This is a genomic window from Thermoleptolyngbya sichuanensis A183 (assembly GCF_013177315.1).
GTDB lineage: Bacteria > Cyanobacteriota > Cyanobacteriia > Elainellales > Elainellaceae > Thermoleptolyngbya > Thermoleptolyngbya sichuanensis.
Genome location: NZ_CP053661.1, coordinates 1,824,156 through 1,843,280, shown reverse-complemented (window position 1 = coordinate 1,843,280; position 19,125 = coordinate 1,824,156). Strand labels below are relative to the sequence as shown.

11 protein-coding genes are annotated in these 19,125 nt (G+C 56.4%); 6 read left to right on the top strand and 5 right to left on the bottom strand.

The window, feature by feature from the left end; genetic code table 11:
* The first annotated feature begins 72 nt into the window (after positions 1-72).
* The 5 genes from HPC62_RS07795 to HPC62_RS07775 all read left to right on the top strand — a co-directional run bounded on the left by HPC62_RS07795 (position 73) and on the right by HPC62_RS07775 (position 10,660).
* On the top strand, positions 73-2,979 hold the full coding sequence (locus tag HPC62_RS07795; RefSeq protein ID WP_172354583.1) for a methyl-accepting chemotaxis protein: 2,907 nt from the start codon (positions 73-75) through the stop codon (positions 2,977-2,979).
* 162 nt (positions 2,980-3,141) lie between these two features.
* Positions 3,142-8,433: a response regulator gene (locus HPC62_RS07790; protein WP_172354581.1), complete on the top strand. Its 5,292-nt coding sequence runs from the start codon at positions 3,142-3,144 to the stop codon at positions 8,431-8,433.
* A gap of 144 nt (positions 8,434-8,577) precedes the next feature.
* The gene (locus tag HPC62_RS07785) at positions 8,578-9,078 is read left to right on the top strand and encodes a helix-turn-helix domain-containing protein (RefSeq protein ID WP_172354232.1); all 501 of its coding nucleotides are present in this window, start codon (positions 8,578-8,580) and stop codon (positions 9,076-9,078) included.
* 20 nt (positions 9,079-9,098) lie between these two features.
* Positions 9,099-9,272 carry a hypothetical protein gene (locus HPC62_RS07780; RefSeq protein WP_172354579.1) on the top strand — a complete coding sequence of 58 codons (174 nt, stop codon included), beginning with the start codon at positions 9,099-9,101 and terminating at the stop codon, positions 9,270-9,272.
* A gap of 74 nt (positions 9,273-9,346) precedes the next feature.
* On the top strand, positions 9,347-10,660 hold the full coding sequence (locus HPC62_RS07775; protein ID WP_172353244.1) for an NF041680 family putative transposase: 1,314 nt from the start codon (positions 9,347-9,349) through the stop codon (positions 10,658-10,660).
* 358 nt (positions 10,661-11,018) lie between these two features.
* On the opposite strand, the gene HPC62_RS07770 is transcribed toward HPC62_RS07775, so the two are convergent.
* The 3 genes from HPC62_RS07770 to HPC62_RS07760 all read right to left on the bottom strand — a co-directional run bounded on the left by HPC62_RS07770 (position 11,019) and on the right by HPC62_RS07760 (position 15,122).
* Positions 11,019-12,668: an aldehyde dehydrogenase family protein gene (locus tag HPC62_RS07770; RefSeq protein ID WP_172354577.1), complete on the bottom strand. Its 1,650-nt coding sequence runs from the start codon at positions 12,666-12,668 to the stop codon at positions 11,019-11,021.
* Positions 12,669-12,776: 108 nt separating this feature from the next.
* Positions 12,777-14,951, bottom strand: coding sequence for a sensor histidine kinase (locus HPC62_RS07765; RefSeq protein ID WP_205369742.1), 2,175 nt, complete (start codon positions 14,949-14,951; stop codon positions 12,777-12,779).
* Positions 14,952-14,954: 3 nt separating this feature from the next.
* Positions 14,955-15,122: a hypothetical protein gene (locus HPC62_RS07760; RefSeq protein ID WP_172354575.1), complete on the bottom strand. Its 168-nt coding sequence runs from the start codon at positions 15,120-15,122 to the stop codon at positions 14,955-14,957.
* A gap of 1,131 nt (positions 15,123-16,253) precedes the next feature.
* Here HPC62_RS07760 and HPC62_RS23890 point away from each other — a divergent pair.
* Positions 16,254-16,382: a hypothetical protein gene (locus tag HPC62_RS23890; protein WP_255548779.1), complete on the top strand. Its 129-nt coding sequence runs from the start codon at positions 16,254-16,256 to the stop codon at positions 16,380-16,382.
* Here HPC62_RS23890 and HPC62_RS07755 read toward each other — a convergent pair.
* Positions 16,379-17,137: a PP2C family protein-serine/threonine phosphatase gene (locus tag HPC62_RS07755; protein WP_172354573.1), complete on the bottom strand. Its 759-nt coding sequence runs from the start codon at positions 17,135-17,137 to the stop codon at positions 16,379-16,381. The genes HPC62_RS23890 and HPC62_RS07755 overlap by 4 nt on opposite strands.
* 139 nt (positions 17,138-17,276) lie before the next feature.
* Complete coding sequence (locus HPC62_RS07750) at positions 17,277-19,115, bottom strand: ABC1 kinase family protein (protein ID WP_172358827.1); 1,839 nt, start codon at positions 19,113-19,115, stop codon at positions 17,277-17,279.
* Between the last annotated feature and the right edge of the window lie 10 nt (positions 19,116-19,125).

The following is a 19,125-nucleotide window of genomic DNA, read 5'->3' as shown; positions in this document are numbered from 1 at the left end:
TCGATAACTCACTCGACAACCCATTAGACCGAGGCACATTCGGAGACGCGCACAGGCTTAAGGAGAAGGCACATGGGATCAAGCACTGGATACGCACAGGAATATCAGCAGGCTGAAAGAGCCTATATGCAAGGAAAATACGACGATGCAGCAGCGGTGATCGATCGCCTTGTAGAAGACTATCCCGATGACCCCAATGTGCGGCTATTGCGCGGACATATTTACTGCTATGGCCTCCAGCAATACGACATTGCGCGTGAACAGTACGAGTTTGTGCTGTCGCTGACCAACGACCCAGAGTATGTCGATTATGCCAACAGTGGGTTAGAAACAATCCAGCAGTATAGCGATGCTGGTGCGACGGTTGCCCCAGATGCTGGATTTGACGACATTGACGGTGATTTTGTTAGCACAACTGACTCCCAAACTTACTTTGAAGAGGGTGGCGATCTAGGCGACTTGGATAATGCTTTTAGCTTCGATGGGCTGGACTTCAATGGTGCAGAAGACCCATTTGCCGGCCCTGAAGCGATTCCGTCGCCCTTTGACAACCCATTCGCAGGCGACAACGCAGGCGATGGCTTTGGGTTGAATGACCCCTTTGCGGCATCAGATGATCCCTTGGCTGGGCTGGCGAGTTCAGCAGATACAGGGTTAGGGCAGCCATCGCCCTATGTCTTTGACGATCCCGAACAGTCGATGGAGAACTTTGCAGCGGCTGGATTCGACGATCCGGCGGCGGATGCAGACTTATCTTTTGATTCGGGGTTAGAGGACGAGGTGTTTGAATCTTTTCCATCGCCTTCTGCCAGCGGCGGTTTTGCTATGCCTGCTGAATCGACTGGGGAAGAGACTCTATTCATGATGTCGGATGAATTTGAAGCCTTGTCGTCTGAAGAAGATGGTGAAGCAACGTTTGGGCATGGTCAGCCGCAAGAGGATGACCCGTATGCTGCCCCAGATTATGGAACGCCAGATTACGGGGCATCAGATTATAGCGCATTGAACCATAACCCATTGGACTATGGCATGTCGGATTATGGTACGGCAGGTTATGCTTCTCCGTCTCATGAGACAAATGGCTACTCGATGCCGAGCTATGGCAACGGCAGCAGTAGTTTTTCGGCAGATTTGGATGACCATACCTTTGTGGACAGTGGCAATAGCTATGCGCTGGACGACCTGGATAGCCTGGACGATTTCTCAACCAGCGAAGACCCCCACAGCGGCAGATCGGTTGGAGGGGCGGATTTTCTAGATGAGTTTGAAGAGTTCGATGATTTGGGTAGCCTGCCCGATTTCGATATGTCTGACCATTCGGCTGGCTTTACGAGTCCTTCGGTCGGCGGCGAAAGCTTTTTGGTTTCCGGGCGTGCGGGCATGGTGTCCAGTGAGAGTGGGTTTGACTTGACTGACGGGGGAGCCGATCAGTCGGTGATTCGAGAAGACGAAATCTTCAGCTTTTCTGGTGTATCGGATGCGCTGCCGACCTTTACTCAGGGCGATGGGCGGAGTGTGGAGGCTGAGGTGGCTGAGCAGCAGGGCTGGCTAGCTCCCTTGGCAAACGCGCCGCTCGACAGCAAGAAGTGGCTGATTGGCTTGGCGACGGGTATCACATCGGCGATCGCCGTGGCGACGATCGGCTTCCTGGCATCCAACTTTCTAGTGCCCGAAGAAGACCGCCCGACCATTATTCCAGCAAGCCAAAAGATGGGGCTGGTGATGGCGGTGGCGGCGGGTCTGGTTGGTGGCGGTACGGCAACGGCTCTGAGCGCTGCGTCGAATCGTCAAATCAAGCGCTCGGTGAGCGATTTGCAGGCGCAGTTCAGCGCTGTGTCGCAAGGCAATCTGAACGCTCGTGCAACGGTTTACTCCGAAGATGAACTGGGCCAACTCTCGTCTGGGTTTAACCAGATGGCGCGGGTGATTTTGACGACCACTAGCGAAGCCCAGCGCAAAGCGGAGGAGCAGGAGCAAGCGAAGGAAGACCTGCAACGTCAGGTGATTCGCCTGCTGGATGATGTGGAAGGCGCGGCACGGGGCGACCTGACGGTGCAGGCAGAGGTGACCGCAGACGTGCTGGGTGCAGTTGCTGACTCGTTTAACCTGACCATTCAAAACCTGCGAGAAATCGTGCAGCAGGTGAAGCAGGCGGCGCGGCAGGTGACTAAGGGATCTACCGAGAATGAGATTTTTGCGCGATCGCTCTCTTCTGATGCCTTGCGGCAGGCGGAAGAGCTAGCCGTCACGCTGAACTCTGTGCAAATGATGACCGATTCGATTCAGCGGGTAGCAGAGAGCGCCCGCGAAGCCGAAGAGGTGGCTCGTTCTGCCTCTACCACTGCGCTCAAGGGCGGAGAAGCGGTGGAGCGCACCGTATCCGGCATTCTAGAAATCCGCGAAACAGTGGCAGAAACGACTCGCAAGGTGAAACGCCTGGCAGAATCGTCCCAGGAAATCTCCAAGATTGTGGCTCTGATTTCCTCCATCGCTTCTCGCACCAACCTGCTGGCACTGAACGCCAGTATCGAGGCGGCGCGGGCAGGCGAAGCAGGACGCGGATTCGCAATCGTGGCAGACGAGGTGCGCCAGCTTGCCGACCGGGCCGCCAAAGCATCGAAGGAAATTGAGCAAATCGTGCTGCAAATTCAAAGCGAGACTGGCTCGGTGATGACCGCGATGGAAGAAGGTACGCAGCAGGTGATCGAGGGCACCCGGCTGGCAGAACAGGCAAAGCGATCGCTCGAAGACATCATTCAGGTGTCGAACCGCATCGACGTGCTGGTGCGCTCCATTACCACCGACACCATCGAGCAAACCGAAACCTCCCGCGCCGTGGCTCAGGTGATGCAGTCAGTGGAATTGACCGCCCAAGAAACCTCTCAAGAAGCACAGCGCGTGTCGGGTTCGCTGCAAAACTTGGTGGGCGTTGCCCGCGACCTGCTGAACTCGGTGGAACGGTTCCGCGTTGAAAAGTAGTGTCTTCTGCGTCTTCTTGACTGGCTTGCTCGGCACTTGATGGAGCTTTGGATAGATTCGGGTACATTAGGTTAGATTTTGAGGGGATACGCCCTCTTGCATTTTGAACCGCTCACCCCATCTTCATTTCGCGCATTTCCCCCATTTAAAAGGAACACCGCTATGCTGTCGGAACAACAACAGCGCATCCTGGGCTACTTCATTGAAGAAGCAAAAGACCATCTGAACACCATCGAGCAGGGGTTGCTGAATCTGCAAGCCACCATCGAAGACTCGGAGATGGTCAGCGAGGTGTTTCGTGCAGCGCACTCGGTCAAGGGCGGCGCGGCAATGTTGGGGCTGGACAGCATTCAAAACACATCCCACCGCCTGGAAGACTACTTCAAGGTGCTGAAAGAGTGCCCAGTGCAGGTTGACCAAACTCTAGAAACTCTGCTGCTAGGCGTATTTGACGCGCTGCGAGAACTGTTGGATCACCTCCAGGGTCCCTTTGGGTTGACCGATGACAAATCTGCCGAGGTGATGGCTGGGGTGGAGCCAATCTTTGGGCAAATCAACGAACATTTGTCTCGTTTGGTGGCTCAGTCGGGTGGCACGCCGCCGGAGGATGTGGAGCTATCGGTTCCTGCTGCCAAGGCAACGCCTGCCCCTGCGCCACAGCCTGCGATCGCCGAGGAAAGCGCCCTGCTCCTGATGTTCCAGAGCGACGTGCCCGCTCGCCTGCGAGAAATGCTGCAACTCTTCAAGCAGGCAGACAGTGATGCTACTCGTCAACAGCTTCAGGCCCTCTGTCGCACGCTGAGCGGCTACGGCGATCCGTTTGACTTGCCTGCCTGGGCGGAGCTGCTCTCTCTGGCAGAAGGGGCGATCGCCCATCCCGACAACGAGTTTCGCACCCTTGCGCCCGTCATCATCAAAGACATCAAGCAGGCGCAGGAACAGGTGCTAGCGAGTCGCGCTGCCGACATCACGCCCAGCGAAGCCCTACTCCAACTCCAGCCCAGCGACGATGACCTGCTGCTGGAACCTGCTGCCGACTGGCTATCGGTGCCGCCAACCACCGATGGCGGTGTGGATGCAGCCGAATTTGGCTTGCCCGATGCCGAAGTGCTGGATGTACCCAACGCGCCTCTAGATCTCGATCCGCTGGGCTTTGATGCGGCGTTTGGTGCGGCGGCGGACGAGCAGGCAGGATCGGGCGATCGCACGAACGATTTTGAACGGTCATTTGACACAGCCGATTTTGACTTGCCGGATACATCCGCTTCGGATGCACCAGACCTCTTCGCTTCACCGGATGACAGTGCCTTAGGCCTGGATGCGTTGGATGGGCCCAGCGGCTTAGAAGAACTAGATTTTGCCGCAGCCGATGATCCCACAGGGGACGAGCAAAACGGGCCAGAAGTCGGCATCGCAGAACTCAACAGCCTGGCTGACCTATTTGAAAACGAAGCCCCTGACCTAGGAATCATCTGGCAGGAAGAAATCTTGTCAGAAGTCGAGGTGGAGCTACCCGAACCGCTAGAGCCTGACCCCTCTAGCGACTTCTCGGACCTGCTGTTTGGGCAAGACACTGCTGGCGAACTGAGCGACTTAGAACTAGAGCTAGAGGGCGGGCTAGAATCCTACGGCGCTGGGGACGATTCCGGCAGCTTTAAAAGCGCGGCCGACGATTCAGACGACGATCTTTCTGCAATTCTGAATGCTGCGGCGAACAGCGTGGCTCAGATGGATGACTCCTCAGAATCTCTGTTTGGAGCGCAGCCAGAACCGCAATTTACCGATCCTGATGCCTCTGCAATGACTGGAGAGGCATCTCTGGATGACCTGCTGGATGGCGACCTATTTGCTGAAGAGTCTCCAGTCCCAGACTTTTTTGGACTAGACGATTCGGATAATGGCTTGCTGGAAGAACTCACTAGCGGGCCAGAAGACAGCTTCTTGGACTTGTCTGAAGTATTAGAACCTGACCAGCATCTAGACGCATTAGACGACTTCTTTGCAGATTTGGGCAGCGATTTAGAGCCAGAAGCGCTAGCCGAAGTCAGCGAAGACGCTGAGGCTGGGAGGGATTCGGCAATCCTGTTTGAGCCGCCTACCGCGGATGTGGCTGAGGATGCATCCGATGCATCGGATGTATTAGATGCATCGGATGTATTGTCTGATGCATTGACGGAGAATCCGTCTGCTGCCGAAGATCCTTTGGCGATGGACGGTTCTGATCTGAGCGACCCTGAAATGGGACTCGACCTGAAGGATAATTTCCAGGAAGACGCTGCTTCTCAGCCAACGTCCTGGCTAGATGCGCTGGATTCTGAAGATGGGCTGGCGGCGCTGACTCCGGCTCCAGCGATGTGGGATGTGGAGGCCGATCAGGACATGACGGCTGATTTGTGGGGCGCTGAGCCATCAGCCCAAGCGATTTGGGACAGCCTGGATAATCTACCGGAAGAGGAAGCACCCTCTCCAGCAATCAACCCAACGGCTGACTCAGACGTGCTGGAGGTCGAAGATCTGGGGGGCTTTGACCTAAGTGATGCAGACGTAGAACTCCTAGAAGAGCCTACTGCTAGCGCTGATCTCGATGCGACTGAAGATGCTTCTTCACCAGAAGATGAGTTGGCCCTGATCGATCTGGGACTGGACGAAGCTCTGGGCACGGAGGCGCTGGATGGAGACGAACTGTTTTCAGGGGTAGATGCCGAAGCCGCTGGCAGTCTGGATGCCTTGCTGGAAGAGTCGCAACTAGAGGAGCCTCAGTTAGAAGTAGAAGATCTGCAAGAGTTACAGACAAGCGCAGAACTTGCAGCAGAACTTGCGATTGAAGAGTCGATCGACGACGGAGCCAGCGCTTCTGCTGAGGAGCTTCCAGTAGAAGAACTTTCAGTAGAGGGGCTTTCAGTAGAGGAATTTTCAGTAGAAGAACCCCTGATCTCCAGCAAGCCTTTGGAGGCGATCGCCCCCAATCCCGAAACTGCGGCAGCCGTAGCCGACTTTGGCGACCTGGATTTGCTGTTGGGCAATGCCGACGAAACCGTCACGCCAGATTTTGGGCTTGACCTCAGCAAAGCCAGCCTGTTTGAAAACGCATCAGACCCCAACAGCGATTTTGCCGACTTGGAAGACCTGCTGGCAGATTCTAGCATGGTTAACGAGGACAGCGTTGGGGATGAAGTAGATGCCTTTGCCGATCTGGATGCGCTACTAGAAGAAGAAATGGCAACAACTGCCTCTGAAACGCCTATTTCAGGGTTTGGCGTGGAAGAGGCGGACGACTTTGCGGATTTGGAAGCGCTGCTCGACGGAGATGTAACTTCTGTTCCGCCTACTGCTCCTCCAATTCCCAGCGAGGACGAGGCAGATGAGTTTGAGGACTTGGAACGGCTGCTAGAAAACGCCGATCAAACCCTGTCCGACATTCCCACGATGCGGGCAGTTCGGAATGCTGCTGCGGCTCGCCGGCCCGCAACGCGCCGCAACGCCCCCACCCTGACTGACCAAACCATGCGCGTGTCAGTCAAAAACCTGGACAACCTCAACAACCTGGTGGGTGAACTGGTCGTCAACCGCAACAGTCTGGAACAAGCTGAGGAACGGCTGCGGCAGTTCCTCGACAACCTGCTCTATCAAGTGCAGCAGTTGAGCGATGTGGGTCAGCGGATGCGCGACCTGTATGAGCGATCGCTCTTGGAAAGCTCTCTGCTCTCTGGACGCAAGACCTCTGCCTTTACAACTCCTGGCAGCGCACCCAGCAGCAGCCAGAGCAACCACGCAACGGGCGTGAGCTTCGACGCGCTGGAGATGGATCGGTTCACGGGCTTCCACACCCTCTCACAGGAGATGATCGAGCTAATCGTGCGGGTGCGAGAATCGGCCTCGGACATTGACTTTGTGGTGGACGAGACAGATCAGATCACCCGCAACTTCCGCCAGATCACCACGCAGCTTCAGGAGGGGCTGACCCGCACCCGAATGGTGCCCTTTGCCCAAACCGCCGATCGCCTGCCCCGTGCGGTTCGCGACATCTCTCTGCGCTGTGGCAAGCAGGCAGAACTGGTGTTGGAGGGACGCGAAACCCTGATCGACAAGATGATCTTGGAGCAGCTTTATGACCCGATGACGCACCTGGTCAACAACGCCATTACCCACGGCATCGAGTCGCCCCAGGAACGGGCCGCGATGGGCAAAGCACCGACCGGGCGAATTACGGTTCGCACTTTCCACCAGGGCAACCAGACGGTGATTTCGGTCAGCGACGATGGAGCTGGAATTGACCCGGAACTGGTGAAACAGAAGGCGATCGCCCGTGGGCTAATCACGCCTGCCGAAGCTAAGAATATGTCTCGGCTGGATGTGTATGATCTGCTGTTCCACCACGGCTTCAGCACCCGCGACAAAGCCGACGATTTGGCGGGGCGCGGCGTGGGCATGGATGTGGTTCGCACCAGCCTCAACGAAATTCGGGGCGTGATCAACATCGACTCCTCTGTCGGGCGCGGCACGACCTTCACCATCCGTCTGCCGCTGACACTGAGTATCTCCAAGGCACTGTGCTGCATCAGCAACCGCGCCCGCATCGCCTTCCCAATGGACGGGGTGCAGGATATGCTGGATGTCCCGCGCGATCGCATCCAGATCAATAGCGAAGGTCAATCCTGTATCCCGTGGCGCGAACAACTGCTACCCTTCCAGCCGCTGTCGAACCTGCTGAAATACAATCGCAGCCTGGGTCGCGGCAGCGTCTATGGCGGCAACCAGGAAGACGATATTGTGTCGGTGGTGGTGCTGCGGAGCAACGCGGGCAGCTATCTGGCACTGCAAGTCGATCAGGTCTTGGGCGAACAGGAAATTGTCATCAAACAGCTCGAAGGGCCTGTGCCCAAACCGTTGGGCATTGCTGGGGCGACGGTGCTGGGCGACGGACGCATCATGCCCATTGCCGACGTGCTGGAACTCATCGACCTGTCGATGGGCCGCATCCGTCGCGAGGCCGGTAGCTCCCTGTGGGAAGTCAGCGAAGAGCCACCCGCTAATGCCGCCGATGCAAAGCAGGAACCCACGGTGCTCATCGTGGACGACTCCATTACCGTCCGCGAACTGCTGTCGATGACGTTTGCCAAGATTGGCTATCGGGTGGAGCAGGCTCGCGACGGGCAGGAAGCCTGGGAGAAGCTCCGGTCTGGCTTGCCCTGCGACTTGGTGTTCTGCGACATTGAGATGCCCCGCATGGACGGTCTGGAACTGCTGTCTCGAATGCAGAAAGACACGCACCTGACCCACATTCCTATTGCCATGCTGACATCTCGCGGAGCCGACCGCCACCGTCAAATGGCTATCCAGCTTGGAGCCAAGGGTTACTTTACCAAGCCCTATTTGGAGGAAATGCTGCTTGATGCGGCGCAGCGGATGCTTAAAGGCGAAGTGCTGGTGACAGCCAGCGGAGATAGTAACTAAAGACAGTAACTAAACAGCAACTAAGTAGCCAAGCTAGGCGCTTAAACGCTTAGTCAGTTTCTTGCGGCAGATTCAGACTTTGCTGATCTGATATCAAATCTCCAAAGATCTGCTACATGTAAGAAGACGTTAGAGCGAGCCGCCATGAGTGGAGTCCTCAAAATCGATATCGCTGAAACAGCAGAAGAACTAAAAGCCGTCTTGGAACAACAGCAACGGTCATCACAGCGCCGTAAAGTACAGGTGTTGTGGTGGTTAAAAACCGGACAAGCGAAGAGCGTTGAGCAGTTAGCCCAACTGAGCGGTTGCCATCGCACGACCGTGTCTCGTTGGCTGAGCCAGTATCGACAGAGTGGACTCGAAGCGTTGGTGAAGGTGGCATCTCGCAGTGGACGACCGCGAGCGATTAGCGGTGAAGTCCTGGCATCTTTGGAGCGGGAACTGCAAGATCCAGAAGGCTTTAGCAGTTATGGAGCAGTGCAGCAGTGGCTCGCAGCGGTGCATGGTCAACCCGTCCCCTACAAGACGGTGCATAAGACGGTGCGCTATCGGCTCAAAGCGAAGCTCAAAGTGCCCCGTCCGGTGTCAAAGAAGCAGACTCCTGGGGCGTGCGAGTCCGTTCAGCAAACCTTGCAGCCCAGATAAGCCAGTCGATTCCGCCAGCCTTGAGACAACGCTACGGGGGGCGAATCCGCTATTGGTGCAGCGATGAGAGCCGCGTCGGACTGCTGACGGTTCAACATCGCAAGTTGATGGGCTTTGGGGTGCAGCCGATTGGTTCAGTTCAATGGGACTTTGTGTATCGGTGGCTGTACGGTCTAGTCTTTAGTTTGGACTAATGGTGAAGAGGAAGGCAGTCAATGAGAAGCACCGACTGCCGTAAGGTCAATGAAGTACAACCAACATTGACCCCATGATTTTCAACGAACTTCAGCAATTTCGCCAAACGTTGTATGCCAGCTTGGGAAACGCCAGAGATGCCCTGTTTGATCTGATGGATGCCGTGTTAGTGAGTGCGTGCATCGTGTCGTTTGTGAGGCTATCGCAGAGTCCTGTCTTTCGTCGCCAGTGGTCGAGCACCTATGAAGCGTTGCGCGATAGCCGCCTACCCCGATCAAAGGTGCTGAAGCTGTTGGTGCAGCAGATACCGACTCAGCAGCAACCGTTGTTGGCAGGTGATGCGAGTCGGTGGAACCGTCCTGCTGCCAGGCGTTTGAAAGACCGCACCTTATCAGGCAGAACAGGACATGCCCCGATAGCCGGACAAAACTACAGTACCTTAGCCTGGATTGCTGAAGACAGGGGCAGTTGGGCATTACCATTGCGGCATGAGCGCATCACCAGCTTTGAAACACCCGCCAGTAAAGCGGCATTCCAACTCAAACAAGTGACTCGGCAGTTAGCGGTGCGTCCGTTGGCGATCTACGACCGAGGGTACGGCAATGCCAGTTTTGTCAACCAAACGGCAGGGATTGAGGCAGACTTGCTGCTGCGGGTTACATCCAATCGATGTGTCTATGGCGCGCCCCCAGCGTATCGAGGGCGAGGCGCACCTGCCAAGCATGGACATAAGATGAAACTCAATGACCCTGACACTTGGAGTGTCCCGGTCGAAACCGTTGAAGTCGATGATCCCAACTGGGGACGAGTGCGGGTCAGTCGTTGGAGTGCATACCATTTCCGCAAATCCCCCAAACGGGCAATGGAAGTGTTGCGCGTGGAGGTGCTGGAGACACAGAGCAGCACGCGACGCTTGGCTCCTTTGTGGTTAGTTTGGCTGGGTGAGCAGATGCCTCCGTTAGAAACCCTGTGGTTGCACTACCTCCGTCGCTTTGCCATTGAACACTGGTATCGCTTTGCCAAGCAGAGGCTATATTGGACACATCCCCAGTTCAGTTCTGTATCGGCAACCGAACAGTGGAGCAGCCTGATGCCGTTGCTCAGTTGGCAGTTGTGGTTAGCGCGAAAGGACTGTACTGACCACCCCTTGCCCTGGCAGGCACCGCAAGAAACGTTGACTCCGGGTCGGGTCGCACAAGCGTTTGCAGGCATTTTGGCAGCGATTGGCACCCCTGCTCCTGCGCCTAAACCTCGTGGTAAATCGCCAGGACGAGGCAAGGGGCACAAGCCAACTCCTCGTCCCTGCTATCCGATGGTCAAAAAACGAGCCTCGAAACGCAAGACATCCGAACAATCCCTGAACAGTCCGGTTGCAACAGCAGCTTAACTGCGAGCAGGATTGTATCCAATTCCTTAAGTTCAACTGTTATGAACGGTTGAGCAGATTCTTTATGGCATCCTGTTGAGCATTATTGTGATGCCAGTTAGTCCAAACTAAAGAACCTACGCACTTGCGATAAGTTTTCTGGGTTTCGGATGATTTCTCGCGGGCGCAGCCCGCGAGAAATCATCCAACTACGTCAGTCCTACTTGTTTTGCACTCGATTTTTTGGCGCTCGAATAGCTTCGGCTTGGTCGATTCTCTGAAAGGGCGCTTGAGATGGCACTGCGGCTAAAGCGGCTGGAAGCTCCGCAGACATTAGACAGTCCCTCCAAAAGCTAAAATCGAAAATCCAAAACCCAAATTATCCCCTCAAAGCGGCGATCGCCACCTGAGCAAATCGCCGCCAGTTTGGGCTTGCCAAAAACTCTACATAGCGCCGCGTCACCTGCTGCAAGGTGCGGTGGTTGGCAAACCAGATGGGCTTGGGGCGGATGTGGAACGGGGCGTAGACCACGGATTTTTGGGGATAGTCGAACAGGTAGGCGTTGTGAACGATGCCGCGACCGGAGCCGATGGCGCTGAGGGGATTGCCGGGAAAGGCTCCCCAGGTGAGGGCGCTGAGCAGGAAGTTCATGCCTGTCCAGGCGTTGATCCCGATATTGCCATAGCGCAGTTGGGCGATCGCTCGCTCGACCGCTGCGGCATTTTGTCGCTGCGTTGCCGGGTCGATCAGCAGAACGCAGGACAGCGTGCCCCAGAGGGTTTCATTGGCAAAGTCTACGGCCTGTTGCAAAAACGCTGCGGTGTTGCCCGCGTCTAGGCTGACTTCGGCCAGCACACCGCAAAAGGCTTCCGTCGTCAGGGCATATTCGCCGGGAGCAGGGGGCACGTCGGGGATTAGCGTCCAGGGCACAATGTCGGGGGTGCGGGGCGCAAGGGCGATCGCCTGCGGGTAGCGGTCGAGAAATGCCTGGTAACGATCCTGTGCGCCGGGATAGTAGGCCTTGCGGGCGGGTGTGGCGGCCAGCGCAGACTTTAGCGCGGCCAAAAAGTCGTCTCGCTGCGGCCAGTGCTTGGACAGCACCAGCGCTTTTCCCGCGACACAGTTGAAGCTGGCGTTGTGGGCGACCATGCTGGCGACGTGCTGCGCTTGGTATTGCAAGTCGGCGACCGACCAGCGACCCGGCACCACCAAAATCGGCGTGACGCAGCCCAGTTCTGAGGTGATGGGCTTGGCAAGCACGGGCTGATTTGCGGCCTTGCGCTCGGCCTGTTCTGCGGGCGTGTTGCCCCAGAGGATCGCATCATGGGTGTGGTGCGATCCGGTGACGTGAATCGTGTCAATGCCTTCATGCTGGCAGAGGAATGCGCCCACTGCTGCATCTCCGGTGATTATTGCTAGAAACCCGCCCTCGATTAGGGGCCGCAAGGCCGTTTCCAGAAACGGCTTTACATAGTTACTCACCGGGTTGAGCTTGAGCAGCACCACCTGGTTTTCGGCGAAGAGTTTCGACAGCGCATCCATCGGGGCGATCGCCGACACATTGCCTGCCCCCAGCACCAGCGCCACGCCCGCAGTTGAGTTGCCACCCGGCCGGTAAATTTGCCCCTGGCTGGCGGGCTGGCCTGGCTCGATCCACACCTCGCCCCGAAACCCCAGCCACATCAGCCGATCTTGCAAGCTGTCGGGAAACACCTGGGCCACCTGCTGCCCATCTGCCCGCGAGCGCACGGACACGGGGCGCGGCTGTCCGCCTGCTGCCAACGCCTGAATCAGCAGCCGCAAATTCAGCAGCAGGCCCACCGGCCCCAGCAGCCACTCCTCTCCCGCCAGCGGCGCATTGGGATCAATACCCTTAGCACGACAGGCGGCGATCGCCCAATCCTCTGCTACTGCCACCGTTCCCGCAATACAGCGATGCAGCAGGTCTAGCCGCGCTGGAATTGGCAAATTAGCCCAGGCAGACTTGTGGGCTTGGAGATGGGCGATCGCGGTGTCGGCAGCGTGCATGAGCAGGGATTTGACAGACGGAAAAGGGCAGGCGAGATGGCGGTTGGGAGGCTCCTACTTTGCTAACCCTATCACTCCATCCACTATCCCTCCACCGTCACTCCGCTATCACTCCATCCCGCCCTTCGGCCAGGTAAACCAAAACGTGGTTCCTTGACCCAGCTCAGATTCCAGGTGAATCTCGCCGCCCTCAGTGTCGATGATTTTCTTGACGATGGATAGCCCAATGCCCGTGCTTTCCTGATCGTCTTTGGACTTTAGCGTCTGGAAAATGGCGAAGATGCGGTCGTGATAGCGGGGGTCGATGCCGGGGCCGTCGTCCGCGATGGTGAATCGAAGGTGGCGGCCCTGGTCGGCAACGGTGACTTCGACCCGTCCATCCGGGCGATCGCGGTGTTTAATGGCATTGCCAATCAGGTTTGCCAACACCTGGCTAAGCAGCAGCGGCTTAGTCGTCAGGGTTGGCAACTCTTCAGGGATAAAAACCTGCACGGTGTCCGGCGGGTCGAGCAAATCAACGACTTCATGCAGCAGCGTCGTCAGGTTGACGGTTTCCGTCGTCGTATCAGAGCGACCAATGCGGGAATATTCCAGCAGCCCGTTGATCAGCCCCTCCATCCGGCGGACGCGGCTTTGCATGAGGGTGAGATGCTGCCGGGTTTCTTCTGGCAGGGAATCGTCTAAGTCTTCTTCGATCCAATAGGCGAGGTTGGCGATCGCCCTCAGAGGAGCCTTCAAATCGTGCGACACCACGTAGGCAAACTGATCCAACTCCTGATTGCGTTCGCGCACCTGCGCCGTGCTTTGCGCCAGCAGCAGGTTCAACTGAGCCAACTCCTGCGCTCGCGCCTCTAGTTCTCGTTCGTCGCGCTTGCGCTCGGTCACTTCTTGCACCGTGACGTTGATGCCCTGCAAGTTGCCGTCCAGCCCCCATAGAGGATAGTAATTTGCCAGCCAGTCGCGCAGCACGCCTGGTTTCAGCGGCGTTTCTCCCTGCACCTCCAAGTTGAGAACAGGCTGCCCCGTGCTGGCAACCTGCCTCAAAACCCGTTCCTGATGCTCGGCCAGTTCTGGCACGATATCCCAAACCGTTTTGCCTAGGTGATCCTCGATGGGGACACCGTTGATTTCTGCCAGAAAGTCATTCAGCCGCACGTAGCGAAACTGAGTGTCAAACACGCACAGGCCAATCGGCGCAGTAGTGTAAATCGCCTCGATTTCTGCAAGCTGTCGGCGGGTCGTCTCTTCGCTTTCGCGGAGGCTGGCTTCGTCGAGCCTACGCTGGGTCGTATCGATCAGCACCCCCGACATTTGCATGGGCTGCCCGTCCGCATTATACTCGCAGCGGCCCACCGAGTTGACCCAGCGCAGGCTGCCGTCAGGATGCTTCAGGCGATATTCGCAACGAAAGGTCTGGCACTGGGCGATCGCCGCTTCTGTCACCGAAGCAGCCAACGCCCGATCTTCAGGCAGAATCTGCGCCTTCCAGTCTTCCACGTCAAAATTCTCCAGACTGGACGGTTCGCGCCCCAAAATCCTGGCAAACTGCGGTGTACCCGTAATCCGATTAGAGTCGATATCCCATTCCCAAAAGCCCATCTCTGCGGCATCCAGCGCCAGCGTCAGGCGATTGGCGTAGCGCTGAATTTCGGTGCGGGCTTGCTCGGTCTGGCTGCGGGCTTCCTGCTCTCGACGCAGCAACTCTTCCATCTGATGATTGGACGCTTCAAGCTGGGCCGTGCGCTCTGCCACCCGGTCTTCGAGCTGGGCCTGATGGCACTTCAGTTCTGCCTCAATCGCCATGCGCTCGGCAATCTGCGCCTGGAGTTCCTGGTTTGCCTGTTCTAGCTGAGTCGGACTGGGCAGCGCCAGCGCGTTGGGTACGATCGAAAACAGTTCTTTTGCCGTAAACAGGGATATGCCTGCGGTCAGCAGCTTAATCGAACCCGACAGCCAGTAGTCTGGATGCCATAGCGTCCACACCTCCAGCAAATGCGTCGTACCGCAGGCTACGATAAATGCGCCAAACAGCAGAAAAATATCGTTAAAGGGCAAATCCTTCCGCTTGCGAACAAAATAGTACAGCGTCAGCGGAATGGAATAATATGCCAAGGCAATCAGCGCATCTGAGCCGACATGTAGCCCCACCAGCCCCGGTTGCCACAAATAGCAGTGTCCATGCGGGATAAACGAAGACGCAGCAGATCCCATGCCCAGGCTTGCTCCCTTATAAAACTGCCCAATATTTTCAAACCCCAATAGTCCAACCCAGAGTGCAGCCATTCCCTACCTCCTCGATCCCGCTGCGTCTCCCAGGTTTGTCGCCGCAAAGCCCGCACTTGCAAAGCCTATATTGCTCGCTGTGGCGATTTTGGTTAAAGCAATAATTAAAGCAATAAAATGCAGTGCTTTGGTGGCTAAGCCTTTTGCAAATTCCAGCGTGTGCAGCAACATAAGGCGCATTCTTGATTGTAGTCAGGGTTGAGGCTCATTGGGGTCTGGTCTAACCGGATAACCGCTTATATCGCCTAGTCCAGCAGGAATTGCGAAACTTTGCTTCTGAGTTTTTGGAAGTTTCTGAGTTTTTAAGACCTGAAAGCGAGATCGGGCGCAGCGTTACTATTTGATTGCGGAGGGAATGATAAAGCTGAGTTTTGACAAGACTGATATCGTGCCTCTCTGCAATTGCCTGACTTTCAGGCTACTTAGGCTAAAAAGTTTCAATTGCTACATAGCCTTCTAAAGGGGGCAGCGATCTGTTTGTGATTCTCACTTGCAATTCTCAAAGGCTATCAAAGACTTGACCCGCATTCTGAAGCAGTTTCGCCGCTTTTGCTGCAAGAGTGTGCCCATCGCGCAAACCAACATCCAAAGTTGCAAATAGTACGTTGTTTCGACACAAGCACTGGATGGAACTCTTGAAACTCTCTCCCTGAAGCAGCCTCAAACCTACCTCTAAGACCCTGACGGCTGGGGGGCTGGGGGACGATACAACACAACTCTTAACTTAATCAATTTTTTATCATTTATCAATCATTGTTTCATCATTGCTCTATTCTTTGCGATTTGTGTCCCCTTGCGATTTGTTTGTTGTAAGAGTATTACGGAGTGCTGTCCCCATTCCAGCCCCATTCCAGCCCCATCCCTACCGAACGGTAGCTGTATTCGCCCCAACACAATCCAGATTATGCACCCATCCATCCCCCCGTGCCCGCCCCAGCCTAGCGAGAGGACTGCCGTTGCGATCGTTCTTGGTGTTGCCCTTTGCGCTGCACAAATCTTTGCGGTGGTGGGGCTGACGGGGTGGCTATCGATCCGCAATGGCTAGCGGGCGGTAAACGATGTTGCCAGTCAACTCCGCATCGAGCTGGCTACCTGCTGTCCTCGATCGAGCAGGCTACATCGTAACCTCTTTTACAGATGAACGACTGTTCATCGATTAGGGCAAAGGTCAGAATTTCGACAGCTGGTTGACCATTTTCGGTATAACCTCATCCTTGAAATCATTTGGCGTATGATTCAGCCATGACTAAGAGACATCCCAAGGCCTATCCGGGAATATCCTAGTAGTTCAATATCCCAGTAGTGGACGACACCGCCAACAACCTGCGGCCGTTGGCGGGCTACCTGATGGGCCAGGGTCATTATTGGGGTCGCCCCCTGCCGCCTTGGGAGGTCGGGCAGTGGTTTCGGGAATTCAGCGTCAAGGATTAGGGCGACGTGGTGGGAAGGTCGGACAGCGGCTGACTGTCTATCGCCACGATTATGACGGTAATGTTATCGCGTCCGCCCTTGTCCTTGGCGGCGTTGACCAGAGCTGCCGCCGCCTTGTCGCAGGCGCGAATCGACTTGAGGTGAAAGGCAATCAGGTGATCCGATAGCTCTTCTGTCAGTCCGTCGCTACAGAGCAAGAGGCGATCGCTCCCCTGCACATCAATGGGCTGCACGTCGATCTGTCGCAAGTCTTCCCGCCCCAGGCATTTGGACAAGATATGTCGCCACGGATGCACGCGGGCCTGATCTGGAGTAAGGTCGCCCACCTTCATGGCGCGAGCCACCCAGGTATGGTCTTCAGTAATTTGCTCAAGCTTGGCTCCCCGCAGGCGATAGAGCCGCGAATCCCCGATATGGGCACACCAAGGCTGACCGTTGCGAAACATCACCACAACAGCCGTTGTGCCCATGTCCGACCGTTCGGGATGCCGAGACTGATCCTGCACGATCGCCCGATTGGCGATTAAAAAAGCCCGCTCCAACAGCGTCCGCGAATCCTCGTCGGAAGTCCAGTGAGAGTCCAGATAATTCTGAATCATCTTGGTGGCAATCAGGCTTGCCTCCTGCCCGCCCGCGTGCCCCCCCATGCCGTCTGCCACGATAAAGAACCGGCCATTGGGGTCAATGTAATATGCGTCTTGATTGACGCTACGCAGCAGTCCCGGGTCGGTAATTCCGGTAAAAAGGCACTTCATAATCGAGGCAGCGGACGGAGGGGTGAGAATCGGTAGGGTAAAATGCGGACGCTCAGGGTTAGGACACTACTAATTAGGAAATTACTAAACAGATCGCCACTAATTCAGACAGCTACAGAGATAGCTTACGGAGATAGCTCTAGAACATGCGGTCGGCGCGGTCAATGCGGATCATTAGGCGCACCCAGGAAAACAGGGCGATCGCCGCCGGAATCGCCATCAGCACCGCCACCCAAATCAGGTTATTCACCAGCAGAATCGTCGCCGACAGCGTAAACGCACCCGCCAATAGCGCGTAATTAGTCCCCATATTAACGTTACTCAGGCGACGCAGGACGCGATCCGTCTCCTGCGATCGCACCCTCAGCCGAATATCTCCCCGCTCCAGCCGATCGATCGTATCCTCAATGCGGCGCGGCAGCCCCAGCGCCGAACTGCTGACCTGGGCTGCCTGACGGCTGAATTCCTCCAGCAGCCCGCCTGTTTCCGAACCATTTCCATTAGCCATAATCTGCATCGCAAAGGGTCTTGCGACCTCCATAAAATTAAATTCGGGATCAAGGCCCTTGCCTACCCCCTCCAGCGTGGAAAAAGCCCGCATCACAAACGTAAACGTCGCCGGAAAGCGGAAGGGCTGATCGTAGGCAATTTCATACAAGTCATCGCTGATGGCGCTGATGGACTGGGTTTCAAACGGTTTGTCCATAAAATTGTCCAGCATATACTGGATCGACCGCCGCACAGGCCCCATGTCCTCCGACACCGACAGCGCCCCCAGCGACACCAGCGCATCCACCACCTTATCTGCGTCCTTTTGGGCAATGCCAAAGAACGTATTCATCAGCTTTTCGCGGGTGACAGGCTGCACCTGACCCATCATGCCAAAGTCGTAGAAAATCAGCGCCCCGTCGGAGCTAACCGCAATATTGCCCGGATGCGGATCGGCATGAAAGAAGCCCTTGTCCAAAAGCTGCTGCAAATAAGCCTGCGCCCCCAGTTTTGCCAGTGTCTTGCGGTCTAGCCCGGCCGCTTCCAGCGCCTCGTAGTGGCTGATCTTGATCCCCGGCACATATTCCAGCGTCAGCACGCGGGGCGAACTGTAGCGCCAGTAAACGCGGGGCACCTTCACCCAGTCTTCATGGCGAAAATTACGCCGAAATGTGTCAGCGTTGCGCCCTTCATTAAGATAGTCAATCTCTTCCCACAGAATGCGACAGCACTCGCCGTAGATACCCAGCCAGTCGCGCCCACGCCCCCACTTGGGATGCCGCTGAAAATAGTGGGCGATGCCTTTGAGAATCTTCAGGTCAATGTCAAACAGCTTTGCCAGACCCGGCCGCTGCACCTTCACCACCACTTCCTCGCCGGAATGGAGCTGCGCCCGATGCACCTGGCCCAGACTGGCGGCGGCAATGGGAATCGGGTCAAAGCTGCGGTAGAGTTCGGGAATGCCCTTGCCCAATTCCTGCCAAATAATTTCTTCGACCTGTTCGTAGCCGAAGGCCGGCACCCGGTCTTGCAGCTTCGAGAGTTCTTCGACGTATTCCACCGGAAACAGGTCGGCGCGGGTCGAAAAAAGCTGACCCACTTTGATGAAAGTCGGCCCCAGGTCGAGCAGGGTTTCGCGAATCCAGACGGCGAGCTTGCGGCGGCGGATAGCCTGGTTTTCTTCGGTCATGCCGCCGGGATAAGTCCAGGGTTTGCTGTAGGCCCACTGCGCCGTCAGCAGTTGCAAAACAAACGTCCAAATATCCACATAGCGCCGCTGCCGCGAGTAGCTTTTGCGGTTCCAGCGGTAGGCATTGGAGGAATAGGATTTACCGCTGTCGATGGGCGAAGTCACCGTTGCGGCCTCCGAGGGGGTGAAAGGAGCGTTAGCAGAAGATTTGGAGAAGGGAGCCTGTGGAGTGTGACCAGTTGGGGCGGCCCTATGCGAGACGGGCGGTGCGGCAGATTCAGCACTCCAGTCTGGGGACATAGCATCGTTA